This is a genomic window from Actinocrispum wychmicini (genome assembly GCF_004345645.1).
Classification (GTDB): domain Bacteria; phylum Actinomycetota; class Actinomycetes; order Mycobacteriales; family Pseudonocardiaceae; genus Kibdelosporangium; species Kibdelosporangium wychmicini.
On sequence record NZ_SLWS01000012.1, the window covers coordinates 312987 to 327659 of the forward strand.

At 67.9% G+C, this 14673-nt stretch carries 12 protein-coding genes; 8 read left to right on the plus strand and 4 right to left on the minus strand.

Going from position 1 to position 14673, the window contains the following annotated elements; translation table 11 throughout:
- Positions 1-26: 26 nt before the first annotated feature.
- Positions 27-866 (minus strand): sulfurtransferase, encoded by an 840-nt coding sequence (locus EV192_RS42870; protein ID WP_207926647.1) that lies wholly within the window; start codon positions 864-866, stop codon positions 27-29.
- A 105-nt stretch (positions 867-971) separates the two neighbouring features.
- Here EV192_RS42870 and EV192_RS42875 point away from each other — a divergent pair, with 105 nt between their 5' ends.
- From EV192_RS42875 to galE, 3 genes are read left to right on the plus strand one after another with little or no spacing between them, the layout of a single operon-like run.
- On the plus strand, positions 972-1667 hold the full coding sequence (locus tag EV192_RS42875; RefSeq protein WP_132124474.1) for an iron-dependent transcriptional repressor DtxR: 696 nt from the start codon (positions 972-974) through the stop codon (positions 1665-1667).
- The gene (galK, locus tag EV192_RS42880) at positions 1664-2821 is read left to right on the plus strand and encodes a galactokinase (protein WP_132124475.1); all 1158 of its coding nucleotides are present in this window, start codon (positions 1664-1666) and stop codon (positions 2819-2821) included. The genes EV192_RS42875 and galK overlap by 4 nt, the downstream gene beginning before the upstream one ends.
- A gap of 13 nt (positions 2822-2834) precedes the next feature.
- The gene (gene galE, locus EV192_RS42885) at positions 2835-3788 is read left to right on the plus strand and encodes a UDP-glucose 4-epimerase GalE (protein ID WP_243727424.1); all 954 of its coding nucleotides are present in this window, start codon (positions 2835-2837) and stop codon (positions 3786-3788) included.
- A 1711-nt stretch (positions 3789-5499) separates the two neighbouring features.
- Here galE and EV192_RS42890 read toward each other — a convergent pair.
- Positions 5500-6504, minus strand: coding sequence for a DUF4192 domain-containing protein (locus EV192_RS42890; protein ID WP_132124477.1), 1005 nt, complete (start codon positions 6502-6504; stop codon positions 5500-5502).
- Between the two features lie 237 nt (positions 6505-6741).
- On the opposite strand from EV192_RS42890, the gene EV192_RS42895 reads away from it, so the two are divergent.
- The 3 genes from EV192_RS42895 to EV192_RS42905 all read left to right on the plus strand — a co-directional run bounded on the left by EV192_RS42895 (position 6742) and on the right by EV192_RS42905 (position 9200).
- A complete protein-coding gene (locus EV192_RS42895; protein WP_132124478.1) occupies positions 6742-7239 on the plus strand; it encodes a hypothetical protein in 498 nt (165 codons plus the stop codon).
- A gap of 7 nt (positions 7240-7246) precedes the next feature.
- Positions 7247-8320: a histidine kinase gene (locus tag EV192_RS42900; protein ID WP_132124479.1), complete on the plus strand. Its 1074-nt coding sequence runs from the start codon at positions 7247-7249 to the stop codon at positions 8318-8320.
- A gap of 241 nt (positions 8321-8561) precedes the next feature.
- Positions 8562-9200, plus strand: a complete 639-nt coding sequence (locus tag EV192_RS42905) for a response regulator (protein ID WP_132124480.1) — start codon at positions 8562-8564, stop codon at positions 9198-9200.
- On the opposite strand, the gene EV192_RS42910 is transcribed toward EV192_RS42905, so the two are convergent.
- Positions 9197-11260 carry an alpha-galactosidase gene (locus EV192_RS42910; protein WP_132124481.1) on the minus strand — a complete coding sequence of 688 codons (2064 nt, stop codon included), beginning with the start codon at positions 11258-11260 and terminating at the stop codon, positions 9197-9199. The genes EV192_RS42905 and EV192_RS42910 overlap by 4 nt on opposite strands.
- 55 nt (positions 11261-11315) lie before the next feature.
- Here EV192_RS42910 and EV192_RS42915 point away from each other — a divergent pair, with 55 nt between their 5' ends.
- Positions 11316-12473, plus strand: a complete 1158-nt coding sequence (locus EV192_RS42915; protein ID WP_243727425.1) for an ROK family transcriptional regulator — start codon at positions 11316-11318, stop codon at positions 12471-12473.
- Between the two features lie 21 nt (positions 12474-12494).
- The gene (locus tag EV192_RS42920; protein ID WP_132124482.1) at positions 12495-13847 is read left to right on the plus strand and encodes a glycoside hydrolase family 27 protein; all 1353 of its coding nucleotides are present in this window, start codon (positions 12495-12497) and stop codon (positions 13845-13847) included.
- A 6-nt stretch (positions 13848-13853) separates the two neighbouring features.
- Here the strand turns inward: EV192_RS42920 and EV192_RS42925 are convergent, their stop codons facing one another.
- Positions 13854-14642, minus strand: a complete 789-nt coding sequence (locus EV192_RS42925; protein WP_243727426.1) for a PP2C family protein-serine/threonine phosphatase — start codon at positions 14640-14642, stop codon at positions 13854-13856.
- Positions 14643-14673 lie beyond the last annotated feature (31 nt).

Genomic DNA, 14673 nt, shown 5'->3' on the forward strand with positions numbered 1-14673 from the left:
AGCGCCCCGGACCAGGGACTCGTCGGTCAGGACGGGGCCACTGGACGGTCCGGGTCCGAGGACCATTGCGACCAGGAGCCCGGGTAGAGGACTGCTGGGTGGTCCGAGTCCGTGATGCCGGCGGCTTCGAGCGCCAGGATGACTGAGGACGCCGTGACTCCGGAGCCGCAGTAGGCGCCGACCTGAGTGTCGTCGTGTACACCAAGCTTTCGGAATCGGTCCGCGAGGTCGGCCGCTGGCAGCCAGTGGCCTTCGGCGTCGAGATGACCGGTGAAGGGGGCGTTCACGGCTCCGGGGATGTGGCCGGCGCGGGGGTCGACCGGCTCCACGTCACCGCGGTAGCGCTCAGGAGCGCGGGCGTCGAGGAGGAGTCCGCCTTGCGCGAGGCGCGCCGCGCCGTCGGCGTCCACGGTCGGCATGGCACCTGGTCGTACCTCGATGTCACCGGGTTCGGGAGTTGGTAGCTCGGTGGTGACCTCGCGACCTTCCTTCAGCCATCCCGCGTAACCGCCGTCGAGCACCGAGACGTCCCGGTGGCCGGCCCATCGCAGAAGCCACCAGGCGCGGGCCGCGATCGATCCGTTGCCCGCGTCGTACACCACCACGGACGAGTCCGCGTTGACGCCGGCCGCGCGAAACACCCGCTGCAGATCCTCCGGGGTGGGCAACGGGTGCCGGCCGCCCGAACCTGGTGTGGCCGCGAGCTCGGTGTCCAGGTCGATGTACACCGCGCCGGGCAGGTGACCGGCCAGGTAGGACTCACGTCCGGGTGGGCCGCCGAGCGCCCACCGGACGTCCAGCAGTACCGGTGGCGGGGAATCCAGCAGTGCCGCGGCGAGTTCCGAAGAGGAGACGAGTGTGCGCACGGCCGACATCCTCTCGCGCTCCCGCGTGGGGCCGCCACAGATGTGATCACGACCGGGACTGTCGGACCGGGCGACTACCATGGACGCCGACGAAGGGGTAGCGGCGTGAACGATCTCATCGACACCACAGAGATGTACCTGCGCACCATCTACGAGCTGGAAGAGGAGGGCGTGATCCCGCTGCGCGCCCGGATCGCGGAACGACTGGGCCAGAGCGGGCCGACGGTGAGCCAGACCGTCGGCAGGATGGAGCGCGACGGGTTGCTCGTGGTCGCCGACGACCGGCACCTGCAGCTGACCACCCACGGCCGGGACCTGGCGATCGCGGTCATGCGCAAGCACCGGCTGGCCGAACGGCTGCTGGTGGACGTCATCGGCCTCGAGTGGGAGCACGTGCACAGTGAGGCGTGCCGCTGGGAGCACGTGATGAGCGAGGCGGTCGAGCGCAAACTCGTCAAGCTGCTCGGGCACCCAACCACGTCGCCGTACGGCAACCCGATCCCCGGGCTGGACAAGTTGGGTGCCGGCGAGCCCGCCCCGCCGGCCGAGGCTGACCTGGTCCGGGTGGACGAGGTCGCCCGTCGTGGCGGAGGCAAAATCGAGGTCCGCCGAATCGCCGAACACGTCCAGATGGACCCGGACCTGATGGCGGAGCTCAAAGAGGTCGGCCTGCTGCCCGGCCAGACCGTGCACGTCGGCCCGTCCAAAGGCGACGGCAACACCATCGAGGTCAGTGGCGCGGGCACGTCGGCTCAGCTGGCGCCGGCCGTGCTGCACGCAGTTCTGGCGCGGGCCCTGTGAGCCAGGCCGCGCGAGCGGCCGAGGCTTTCCAACGACTGCACGGCCGAGCCCCGGCCGGCGTGTGGTCGGCGCCTGGCCGCGTGAACCTCATCGGGGAGCACACCGACTACAACGACGGCTTCGTGCTGCCGTTCGCGTTACCGCATCGGACCGCTGTCGCCGCCTCAGCCCGCGACGACGACATCCTGACCGTGACAACGCTGCACGACCGTGGTCGACCGGAAACCGCGGATCCGGTGCGCATCGCGGACCTCGCACCGGGCACGGTCACCGGTTGGGCCGCGTACCCGTCCGGTGTCGCGTGGGTACTTCGCGAACAAGGCGTCGACCGCGGCGCAGACCTCGTGATCGCCGGTGACGTGCCGGCCGGCGCGGGTTTGTCGTCGTCGCATTCGCTGGAATGCGCGACCGCCCTGGCGCTGCTGGGGTTGGCCGGTTCGCAGCAGTCCACGAGCGACATCGCCAAGTGGATCCAGCACGCCGAGAACGACTTCGTCGGAGCGCCGACAGGGCTGCTCGACCAGACCGCTTCGTTGTGCTGCACGGCGGCGCACGTGCTGTTCCTCGATGTCAGGTCGGGCGAAAGCGACCAGGTGCCGTTCGACTCCGTTCGGCGCGGTCTCGAAGTCCTCGTGATCGACACGCGGGCCAGCCATTCGAACACCGCCTCCGGGTACGGCGATCGCCGTCGCGGCTGTGAACGCGCGGCAGAGATCCTGGGTGTTCCCGCGCTGCGGGACGTGTCATTGTCCGGGCTCGACTCCGCGGTCTCGTCGCTGCCGGAAGAGCTCCGGCCCCTGGTCAAGCACGTGGTCACAGAGAACGACCGTGTCCTGCGTACCGTGGAACTGCTACGTACGGACAAGTACACGGCGATCGGACCTCTGCTCAGCGACTCGCACGCCAGCCTGCGCGACGACTACCGCGTGTCGTGCGATGAGCTGAATGTGGCCGCGGAGGCGGCTGAGGGCGCCGGCGCGCTCGGTGCGAGGATGATCGGAGGCGGGTTCGGCGGTTCCGCGATCGCCCTGGTGCACAGCGACGCGCGCGCGGAGGTCGAAGCGGCGGTGAAGGCGGCGTATGTGGCGCGGTCGTTCACCGCGCCACGGATGTTCACGGCGGTGCCCTCGGCGGGTGCCGGGCAGGATCGGTGAAAGGGGACGCAACGTGAAGCTGCTCGTGACGGGCGGTGCGGGGTACGTCGGAAGCGCTTGCTCCGCTCGGCTCGTCGAGGCCGGCCATGAGGTTGTCGTGGTGGACGACCTGTCCACCGGGCACGCCGACGCAGTGCCCGACGGCTGCCGGCTCGTCCAGGCGGACGTCGCGGACGTGGCGAGCGCTCTGCTGGGCGAAGGCTTCGACGGTGTGCTCCACTTCGCGGCCAAGTCCCTGGTCGGTGAGTCCATGCAGGACCCGACCAAGTACTGGTACGGCAACGTGCTCACCACGCTGCGCCTGCTCGACGCCATGCGTGAGCACGGCACACCCCGCCTGGTGTTCTCCTCGACGGCGGCGGTGTACGGCGAACCCGACGAGGTCCCCATCCCCGAGTCGGCTCCCACCCACCCGACGAACACCTACGGTGCCACCAAGCTCGCGGTGGACCACATGATCACGTCGTACGCGGCGGCACACGACCTGGCCGCGGTCAGCCTGCGCTACTTCAACGTCGCCGGCGCCTACGGCCGGTTCGGCGAACGGCACGCCACCGAGACCCACCTGATCCCGATTGTCCTGCAGGTCGCGACCGGTCACCGGGATCAGGTCCAAATTTACGGCGACGACTGGCCGACCGAGGACGGCACCTGCATCCGCGACTACATCCACGTCACCGACCTGGCTGACGCCCACTTGTTGGCAGTCGAGAGCGCCACCCCGGGGCGGCACGCGATCTACAACCTCGGTAACGGCACCGGTTTCTCCGTTCGGCAGGTCATCGAGGCGTGTCGCGAGGCCACCGGCCACGAAATCCCGGCGCAGGTGGCCCCTCGACGCGCCGGCGACCCAGCAGTCCTGGTGGCGTCCAGCGACCAGGCCCGCACCGAACTCGGCTGGAAGCCTGAGCGCCCGGACATCGCCACGATCGTGCGCGACGCCTGGACATTTACCCAGTCTCGGTAACTCAGACCGCCGCCCATCGGTCAACGAGCGGCCAGTGGGCGGCGGTCTGGTCGATGCTCGGCCGGACGGCAGGGTCGGGTGTCGGTCGGCAGAGGTTGAGTCAGTCGTGGCTGATTTCGGCGTATCACCGGATTGGGCCCTGGGCAGGCGAACTGCGACTAACAGCGTGAACGAGGCCCCGGTTTGATCTGGCCAGCGGGTTGGATGTGGCCGCTTGCGGTCGAGTGCGGAACGATGCTCCGTGCTGTCTTGCCCGTATACAGGGTGGGCCGTGAGGTCGCAGCTGTTGTTCATGGGCTGAGTGAAGCCGGGCCGCGGGCGGTGGAGGTCGCAGCGAAATCTGGTCGCTGTCGGCTCGGGCTTGATGGCAACGCCGGGCAACCCTGACCAAGATGATCTTCTGGGTTCGTCGCCAATTGTCGCGAGCGCAGGTATAGCGCACATCGCGTTGCGCGCCTGCGGTTGACATCAGTCCGACGGCCAATCAGCGGGCCACGGTGGCTGATCACCAGCTTCTGGCTCAGGCCGGATCGAGCTGGCTACGGAGGGGACGATCCATCTGAGTGGACCAGCCGTCCTCGCCGACAACAACGGTGATCGCTGACTGTGCACCAATGGCGGCTTGGATTTCCTACGCGGAACGCGTCAGCGCGGAGTGGAGCCGTTCGAAATGGGCTGTTCGGAATTCTTCTGAGTCGCACACACGGAGAAACGCTGTACGGACACCTCGGAGGTGACATCGTCCAGCCTTCCGTCCTGACTACGGACTGCCTTTGGCGATGGTTGCTGGCTTGCTCCATCGGAGGAAGCTGCTGATCGTGGCCAGCTCTCAGAGTTCACGAAAACACGCATCAGACCGGATGGCGGGTAGGTCAGTCAGCGGGCGATCGCTTACCGATTCGGGGACACAACGATCTTTCTCGCGCGTCGGGCGATGGCAGCGCCGCCGGGGGCATGTCGCCGGTGTGGGCATGTGATGACAGCGATGTACCCAAATCAAGGGGTTCCGGTATGTCCGTGGCACAGCACGAAAGTGCCCTGCGGTGGTCTGGAAGGTGCTACGCCTCGTCGGCGAAGCGCAGCACCTTGCTCCCCGCCATGGCGGGGCCTGGCCCGCAAACGAAGTGCGCCAGGTCGAACGCGACGATGAATGACAGCAAGGGCAACGCGCATACCGGAGACTGGATGCCAAGAGGCGCCCGCCACCGGTACACGCACCGGGATCGTTTGGGATGGCCGAGAGCATCACGACGATGCTGTCCCGATCCACCGGGCTTCTGGGGCCGCGAGCCGCACGCGCAGGCAAGTCTCGTCCAGTGGCCGGGGCAGTTCGAGCAGCTGACGGGCGACCTCGGGCGGCAGCGCGACGCGCGAAGGGTCCCGGCTGCCACCTGAGCCCAGCCCACTGGCAGCCTGAGCACGAACAGTCCTCGCACGTAGGCATCAAGTCGGCGCGACGGTGCCGAACGGATCGCGCCCAACGTTCCAGTGCGTCGCCGGCTGGCACCTGGTCAGAAGCGGATGTTCCAGATCCACGATTGCTCGCCGAGTCACGCCGGACACGTGTGGTTGTGGCAGACCTTGGGTTCACCGGACGGGGCAGTCTCGTGCCGGCACGGAGCTACGTGGGAGGCCCGGCCGGGACAGCCCCTCTTGTCGTCCAGTTCGCGATGGTGACGTGGAGGGCGCGCTGGGGCGCGCCCCTGTCCGGTCAGCTGTCATGGGTCTCCTTGGCCGCTGCGGCGGCGAGCCCCTTGATCAGGTCTTTCGGAGTCATTCCGACGTCCATGACGGTACGCACGAGACCGGCGACAACATGGTCAGGTACAGCCTCCTGAGCTATCTCAAGGGCTATCCCTGCCACCACACCGTTGCCGCGGACGAAGGCGCACAGGGCGAGTAGGCAGGCAGGCTCCGCCCGGTATGGCGACGGCATCTCCCTGGTCAGGTCGGTCCACATCTGCTGCGCTTTCGACCCCTGGGTGAGCCGATCCGGCCTGAGGCACGCGTCCCGGGCCTTCCGGTGCGACAACGCGACCGCCAAGTCCACCACTCTGTCGTCGTCCAGCGTGAACCGGCCTTCCGCGAGGTCGGCGAACACGTCCTCCACGAGCTTCACGGCGTGGCCTTCGTCAGGACGCTGGTCCAACGCCTCTCGTATCCGTCGCTCCCGGCGTTTGAGCACCCGAGGGGTGGCCGGTTCGAGGGACCGGCGCAGGTCGGCCCGGCTCTCATAGGTGATCATCCCGTCCACCGCCGCGGCCGCGGCCAGTTCGGTGCCGTTCGGGTCGGGGAGCAGGCCTTTGCAGCCCACGTCGTCGTAGCAGTGCCAGTCCGCGCCGTGGCGGATCGTGGACGTCCACATGGCGTGGTTGATGGTCAGCCCAGCTGAGGTGAAGACAGTCGCGATCGCTTGTACGAAGGTCAGATGCGGCAATGGTGGCGGCGTCTCCTCGGCCTCACCGACGATGATCACGCTGACCGCCTTGGCTTTCGCGCGCGTCATGAGGTGTTTGAGTTGTTCGGCCACGTCCCAATGGTGATTCGGCGGCGGCAGGTCGGTTCTGGCGCAGACGGTGATCTGCTTGCCGTTCTTGCCGGCGTGCACACAGATGACGACGGATTCGGCGGGTCGGTAGCCGAGGATGTGTGGGACCGCCGCGATCAGTTCGCCTGGGTCGCGGAGTCGGATGTTGGGGTGCTGTGTCGCTTGCATGGTTCGACTTTGTCGGGCGGGTTCGGTTGGGGCCAGGTGTTCGGTGTCGGGTGTGGACAAGTTGGGGGGATGTGGACAACTCGGGGTCAGGACGGGGGTTGGGCGCCGAGATTGTCGGTGGGGTCTGGTACTGGGCGCTCCACCCGTGGGTTGAGGGGAGATTCAACCCGTCCGCTGAGGCGAATCGCTGGCCCGCGCCGCATCCTGGTTCTCAGGAGAAACACCGAAGGAGTCACGATGTCGCTGTCCACCACCCTGCTGATCGCCATCGGCGCGTTCCTACTGGTGCTGCGGGTGATCACCAAGCAGATCAAAGGCAGCACCGTCACTGTGCGCGGGCTTGCCCTGGTACCGCTCATCCTGCTGGTTGTCGGTCTGCTGGGCGCGAAGGACGTCATCACCGCCGTCAGCTCGCGTGACCTCGTACTGCTTCTGCTCGACCTCGTTCTGCTCGCCGCACTGGGTGCCGCGCGCGGCGCGAGCGTGACCGTGACCGAAAAGGACGGTGGCGCGTTCCAGAAAGGTACGAAGTGGACACTCGTGCTCTGGATCGCCACCATCGGGGCACGGGTCGCCTTGATCATCGCCGACCATGCGCTCGGTATGGATCCCGCGCTCGCCAACTCCACATTCGCCGCCACCTTGGGCGTCACCCTCGGCGCGCAGAACTGGATGATCTTCACACGGACCCGGCGGCTCGGCATCCCTGTCGCGGCCAGCCGCTCCGGGGGATGATGAAGCCATGCGACGAGGATGGTTGCGCCTGGCTCCCACCGCCATCCTGGTCGTGGCGTTGTTCGCTGCCGGCGACCACAGGTCGCTGTGGTCGGCAGGTCTCGCGCTAGCCGCGGTCGTCGGCACGTTGCCACTTGTCTGGCTGAGCTGGATGCCGACATGGATCGTCACGACCGGGCTGGTGCTCCTCACGTTGGCCGGTCTGGCGATGTCGATCGAGTTCCCGAACGGGTTCGGGATCGCCCTGTCGTTCGTGGCCGCATGGTTCGCCGTTCGCACGACCAACAAGCTGACCGCGGTCATCGTGCTCCCGGTCAGTTTCGCGGCGATCCTGGCCAGCAACCTGGCCCGCGACCAGAGTTGGCTGGACCTTGTCGCTGCCGCCGCCGGGTTGGCCGCGGTAGTGCTCGCCGGCGTGGCCAGACGGCAACGCAACGCCCGGATCGAACAGACCGAACTGGCCCTGGCCCGTGCCCAGACGGCGCGTGAGGAGCACGCCAGAGCCGCCGCTCTCGCCGAACGAGCCCGGATCGCGCGGGAGATGCACGACGTCCTGGCCCACTCCCTCGCCGGGCTGGCCTTGAACCTGCAAGGCGCGCGCCTGGTCCTGGTGCGCGACGGCGCCAGCGAGGAGGCCATCCAGCAGGTCGAACGGGCCCAGCGGCTCGCCACCGACGGGCTCGCCGAGGCCCGTCGAGCGGTCGCGGCCCTGCGGTCGGATCGGCAACGGTCCGTCAAGGACCTCGCGGCGCAGTACGGACCAGATGCGAACCTGCAGGTCATCGGGGACGCGGGCGACCTGCCGGAAGATGCCGAGGACACGCTGTACCGGGCGGCTCAGGAGACGTTGACCAACGTCCGCAAGCACGCGCCGGGTGCGAAGGTCGAAATCCGGCTTGAACACGGAGACCACGAGGTGGCGCTCACGGTGACCAATCACGGAGGCAGGCGAGCGGCGCCGAGCAGGGACCCGGGATACGGTCTGACCGGGATGCGGGAACGTGCCCAACTGCTTGGCGGCACGTTCGAAGCCGGACCGGTGGAGGACGGATGGCGCGTGCACCTGACGGTACCTCGATGATCATGCACGCCGTCGCCCACACGCCACGTCGTAGACCTATTGCGTTGCCACACGGGCGCCGCCTCCACGCGCGCGTGACAGCCCCCACCCTCTCCGGGGGCACCCCGATGGGACAATCGTATCGGGGGTTCATGATCAATATGGGTTTGTTGGCTGTGAGTCCGGATGAACGGTCCTTTCGTTCGGGGTTCACTCGGGTGGGTGTTGAGGGTGGGGTGGGGTGATGGTGGCAGGGAGTGGCATGGTTCGGGTTGTGCTCGCCGATGACCAGTCCGTTGTGCGGGAGGGGCTGGTGACGCTTCTTGGCCTGCTGCCGGGCATCGAGGTGGTCGGGGCGGCCGCTGACGGGGATGAGGCGCTACGGCTCGTCGCCGCGCAGCAGCCGAATGTGCTGCTCGTCGATCTGAAGATGCCCAACCGGGATGGGGTGTCGACCACTTCCGCGGTCCGGGCGGGTTTCCCGGACACCGAGGTGGTCGTGCTGACCACGTACGCCGATGACGAGTCGTTGCTCGCCGCTTTGCGGGCCGGCGCGCGGGGTTTCCTCACCAAGGACGCGGACGCGGAGTCCATTGCGCACGCGCTGCGGTCCGCCGCCGCTGGGTTGTCCATTGTCGACGGTGACTTGCAGGAGCGGTTGGTGGCGTCGGTGGGCACTCGGCATCCCGTTGAGCGGCCGGATGACGGGTTGACGCCGCGTGAGGTGGACGTGCTCCAGTTGATCGCCGCTGGACTGTCCAATGGGGAGATCGCGAAACACCTCGTGGTGAGCGAGGCGACCGTCAAGACACATGTGAACCACTTGTTCGCCAAGTTGGGTCTGCGTGATCGCGCGCAGGCCGTGAGTTACGCGTACCGGACCGGCCTCGTTCAGCCTTAGGACTTCCTGGTCAGGTGGATCATGGTGCTGGCGTAGTCGCCTGGGGGGAGGGTGGGTTCGAGGCCGTGGTGCAGGAGGACTGCGCCTTCGTAGACGGCGGAGGATGTCCGGTATTCGGCTGTGGGGTCGAGGGCTTTGAGGCGCAGGGGCAGTGGGGGGAGGCCGAAGTTCGCCGTTGGGCGCCAGACGAGGACGACGGTTTCGTTCTCCAGGACGTACTGGACCGCGGTGATGGGGCCGGCGGTCAGGTTGTACTGGACGCCGTGTTGGACGATGTGGCGGATCGATTTGTAGGCGGCCAGGTGTTCGCGGGCCTCGGCCAGTTCCGGGGCGGTCCAGGTGAGGAGGTTTCCGCCGATGCCGAGGATTCCGGCCATCGCCACGTGGAACCGGAAGGCGAGGGGGACGTTCCGGCCGGTGAGTGGGTTGGGGCTGTCGGTGACCCAGGCGGACATTGTTCTGGCCGGGTAGATGTGGGTGTAGCCGTGGTGGATCGCCAGTCGGTCCAGGGCGTCGGTGTTGTCCGAGGTCCAGGCCTGGTCGGTTCGGGCAAGCATGCCCAGGTCGATTCGGCCGCCGCCGCCTGAGCAGGCCTCGATCCGCAGGTCGGGGTGGTTCTGGCGGAGGCGGTCGATGATCGCGTGGACGTTGCGGACGTGGTCGATCCAGAGCCGGTCCTGGTCGGGTTCGCCGGGCCAGCCGGCTTCGCTGAAGGACCGGTTCATGTCCCATTTCAGGAAGTCGATCCCATGCTGCCCCACCAGGTTGTCCAGCCAGTTGTGGGCCCAGTCGGCGACGTCCGGGCGGGCGAAGTTCAGCACCAGCTGGTTGCGCAGGGTCGTGCGGGAACGGTTGGGCATGTGCAGCACCCAGTCCGGGTGCCGGCGGTACAGTTCGCTGTCCGGGTTCACCATTTCCGGCTCCACCCAGAGCCCGAACCGCATCCCCAGCCGGCGCACCTCGGCGATCAGGGGATCCAGGCCGCCGGGGAACTTGGTGGGGTTCACGGTCCAGTCGCCCAGGCCGGCGGCGTCGTGGGTGCGGGCGCCGAACCAGCCGTCGTCCATCACGAACAGTTCGCAGCCGAGGGCCGCGGCGCGGGCCGCCAGGCGTTTCTGGTTGTCCGCAGTCACGTCGAACCCGGTGGCCTCCCACGAGTTGTACACGACCGGCCGGGTCTCTTCGGAACGCGGCAGGACGTGGTCACGCACATACGTGTGCCACCGCCGGCTCGCCGCTTCGATCCCGTCGGCGGCGTACAGGCCCGCGAACACCGGGGTTTCCCAGTCCTCCCCCGGGTTGAGCCGCCAGCTGACGCCTTCGTGGCCGAACCCGCCGGAGAAACTCGTCTGCCCGGCCGGGGTGTGCCGCAACGTGATCCGGTGGCTTCCGCTCCACGCCAACGCGCCGCTCCACACCTCGTCCCCGTCGGACACCATCAGCCACGGGTTGGCCTGGTGGCTGGACGTGCCGCGGCGTGACCCGAAAACCGTTTCACCGTACGGAACTGGTGTCGACTGCAGTCGGAACTCCGACGACCATCTGCCAACCGTGTACGTCATTTCGTAGCCGACGCGAAACGGCAGGGACCACGACGCCGAGTCGGTCCGGAGCAGCGTGATCGGGTCCGAAGTGGCTGTGTGGCGCAAGGTTGTCCAGCGCTCGATCACGTCCGTTCCGGACCGGACCCGGTAGTGCAACACGACCTCGAGCGGGTAGTGCCGGTCGACGAAACGGATCGCCAGATGGCCTTCGTCGACCGTGTGGTCGACGTATCGCCATTCGAACGCACGGACCCCGTCAACGAACCGGACCTGAAGTGACGGCGTGTCGAACCGGGCGCCGCCCTCCACCACGAGTTCCTCGTCCGTGGTGCCGTCGAAGCTGGTGATCATCGGCAGGACCGGCCGACGGACCGTCAGCGCCTGCCCGAGGGTCAACGCCGGACCCCAGTAGACGTGCCGCGGGCTGTCCGAGGCGTCCAGCCTTACGGTGTACGACGTGGTGTCCGTGGTCAGCAGCCAGAGCCGCGAGTCGGCGTCGAACAGCACGTCAGCCATGCCGAATCCTTAATTTCTTGACGAAGTTAATTTATTCACCCTACGCTAGCCGACCATGACACCCCGCCGCCAGACGCCCCGGGTGCCCGTCACCAGCCCGGCGGCCGCCACGGTGTTCACCACGGTCCTCACCGAGGGACCCGTGTCGCGGGTGGACGTCGCCCGACGCACCGGGTTGTCCTCAGCGGCGGTAACCAAGGCGGCGCGGCCGCTGATCGAGGCCGGTTACCTGACCGAGCTGGACTCGGCGACCACCGGTGTCGGCCGGCCGGCGAGCCCGCTGGAGGTCGTGGCCGACCGGGAGTTCTTCGTCGGCGTCAAGATCACTCACGACGAGCTGATCGGCGTCGTCACCGATCTGCGCGCGCGGATCCGGGTGTCCGGACACCTGCCGCTGACCTCGCGCAAGGTCGACGCGGTCGTGTCGAACGTCGGCGAACTCGTCACCGAACTGCTTAAGGCGCCGAGATACCGCGAACGCACCTCGACCGTGGGCGTCACCGTCGCCGGGGACGTCGATCCCGCCTCCGGTCACGTCAGGTACTCCCCCTTCCTGCACTGGCGCGACGTGCCGCTGGCCGAGCTGGTCGCCGAGGTGACCGGCCTGGAGGCGACGGTCGGCAACGACGTCAAAGCGATCACGGTCGCCGAGCAGTGGTTCGGCGCTGGTGTGGGGGCGCCGTCGTTCGCGCTGGTCACTCTCGGCACGGGGATCGGCTGCGGGCTGGTGATCAACGGGGACGTCGTCACCGGGAGCCACGGCGTGGCCGGCGAGATCGGGCACATCCCGGTGAGCGGCGACGGGCCACTGTGCCACTGCGGCGCCACCGGATGCGTCGAGGCGATCGCGTCAACGGACGCGATCGTCGCGCAGGCCAGGACGGCGACCGGTGAACCCGGCCTGACCATGGCCGAGGTGATCACCGGCGCCCGGCTCGGCGATGTGGCGCTGCGGCGGGTGTTCGCCAGGGCTGGCGTGGCCATCGGCCGCGGCCTGGCCGCGATGGCGAACCTGACCGGGCCCGAACGGATCATCGTGTCCGGCGAGGGGCTGGACGCGTACGACCTGTTCGCCGACGAGATCAGGGAAACGTTTGCCACGCACGCGTTCGGCGCCGCGGCGGAATGCGAGCTCATCCTGCGTCCGCTGCCGTTCGAGGAGTGGGCGCGCGGTGCGGCGGCCATCGCGGTGCGGACGCTGTTCCTCTCCTGACCGAAAGCGCAAAGGAGCGCCATGCTGAAAAGATCGCTCACGGTGTTGCTCGGCGCCATGCTCACGGCGACCGCCGCGGTCCCGGCTTCGGCGTCCCCGGACCGCTGGGGCGAAGCGCCGTACATGGGCTGGAGCAGTTGGAGCATGCAGTCCAGCAAGTATCCGGGCCTGAACGACAAAGGCAGCTACAGCTACCTGACCGAGGCGAACGTACTCAAGCAGGCGGACGCGGTCGCGGCGAACCTGAAAAGGTACGGGTACCAGTACATCAACATCGACGCCGGCTGGTGGGCCGACTGGAGCTGGAACTTCGGATACGACCGGAACGGCCGGCCGGCACCGAACCCGGAACGGTTCCCGCACGGGATGAAGTACGTCGCGGACCACATCCACCGCGAGGGCCTCAAGGCGGGCATCTACATCCCGGTCGGACTCGCGAAAGCCGTGTACGACAACGGCGACTTCCCAGTGGCCGGCGCACCTGGGTGCGGCACGCACGACGTCGTGTACCCGGATCTGCGGACCACGAACGGGTGGGACAGCTCGTACAAGATTGACTTCTCGAAACCGTGCGCGCAGAAGTACATCGACTCGATCGCGTCGATGTTCGCCGGCTGGGGCTACGACTTCCTGAAGATCGACGGCGTCGGACCGGGCTCATGGAAGAGCGGGCCGCAGTACGACAACCGGGACGAGATCGCCGCGTACGACAAGTCGTTCCGGAAGACCGGCCGGGATGTGCACATCGAACTGTCCTGGGCCTTGGACATCGACTACATCGCCGACTGGCGCAAGCACTCCCAGGGCTGGCGGATCGACACGGATGTCGAGTGCTACTGCGACAGTTTGGTGACGTGGGACAACTCGGTGAAGGGCCGGTGGAACGACCTACCGGCGTGGCTCCGGTACTCCGGTCCCGGCGGCTGGCACGACCTCGACTCGCTGGACGTCGGCAACGCGAAGATGGACGGCATCACACCGGACGAGCGCTACAGCTACATGACGCTGTGGGCGATCACCTCCGCGCCGCTGTACACCGGCGACGACGTGACCCAGCTCGACGACCTCGGCCGGAAACTCCTGACGAACCGCGAAGTGATCGCGATCGACCAGCAGGGCCGCCCGGCGAAACCGGTGCGGGCCGGTGGGGACCAGCAGGTGTGGTGGACCCGGAACCGCGACGGTTCCTACACGGTCGCGTTGTTCAACCTGGGGCCGGCCGCGGCGACGGTTCGCGCGAACTGGAGCGATTTCGGGTTCGGCGGGCGCAAACAGGTCCGGGACGTGTGGGCGGACCGCGATCTCGGCCGGTTCACCGACGGCTACCAGGCGACCATCCCCAGCCACGGCACCCAGCTGCTGAAGGTCTGGTGACCACCACTACGCGGCGCGGCAGTCCGGTTGGGTGGGCATCGCGACGGTTTCAGGGTCGACGCGGAGTTCGGGTTCGACGCGGAGTGCCGTACTGGCGGGCAGCGTGACGAGGCAGGCTGTCGCGTTGTCCCTCGCGCCGAGCAGCACGGCCGTGTCGACCAGGGTCGATACCTGGGTCAGGGCCGTGGACTCGGGTTCGGCCAGGATCGCGCCCATGGTCTCGGGCGACAGGGTCTTGTGGAGGCCGTCGCTGGTTAGCAGGATCTTGGTGCAGTTGTGGGCGTGGGCCACGCCGATCTGGTCCGCGCGGGTGGTTCGCAGGGAGTTGGTCACCACGTGTTCCATCCGGGGTGACGGGATCGCGTTGTGGGTGCGGAAGTACTCGGCCATGGTCTGGTCCGAGGTGAGTTGGACGAGTTGGGTGCCGTCCCAGCCGTAGGCGCGGACGTCGCCCACCCAGGCCACGTCGTATCCGGTCGCGCTGGGCATGGCGACCACGAGGACGCAGTCCGCTCCCGTGTTCAGGGCGCGCAGGGCGCGTTGGGCGGCCAGTACGGCTTCGACCGGGCCGGCCAGGGCTGGTGTGCGGACGGCGACGTCGGAGGCGACGCGGGCAGCTTCGGCGGCCCACATCGTGTCCCCGATCCCGTCGGCGAGGGCGAACACCATGTCCCGGGAGGCGCCGACGGCGTCCGCGTTGAAGGTCCGTCCGCCTTGGCGGCTGGCTGTGTCCCAGGTGATCACGTCGCGCAGCATGGCGCCCTCCAGGTTCTGCCTCGCGGCGTCGTCAGCCACCGCTCCCATAACCCAGAGTGCGGTCCTCAGC

Coding starts and splice junctions, on each gene's coding strand:
- EV192_RS42890 (WP_132124477.1), bottom strand. CDS start 6,504: ATGCAAGCGACACAGCACCCCAACATCCGACTCCGCGACCCAGGCGAA.
- EV192_RS42895 (WP_132124478.1), top strand. CDS start 6,742: ATGTCGCTGTCCACCACCCTGCTGATCGCCATCGGCGCGTTCCTACTG.
- EV192_RS42900 (WP_132124479.1), top strand. CDS start 7,247: ATGCGACGAGGATGGTTGCGCCTGGCTCCCACCGCCATCCTGGTCGTG.
- EV192_RS42905 (WP_132124480.1), top strand. CDS start 8,562: ATGGTTCGGGTTGTGCTCGCCGATGACCAGTCCGTTGTGCGGGAGGGG.
- EV192_RS42910 (WP_132124481.1), bottom strand. CDS start 11,260: ATGGCTGACGTGCTGTTCGACGCCGACTCGCGGCTCTGGCTGCTGACC.
- EV192_RS42915 (WP_243727425.1), top strand. CDS start 11,316: ATGACACCCCGCCGCCAGACGCCCCGGGTGCCCGTCACCAGCCCGGCG.
- EV192_RS42920 (WP_132124482.1), top strand. CDS start 12,495: ATGCTGAAAAGATCGCTCACGGTGTTGCTCGGCGCCATGCTCACGGCG.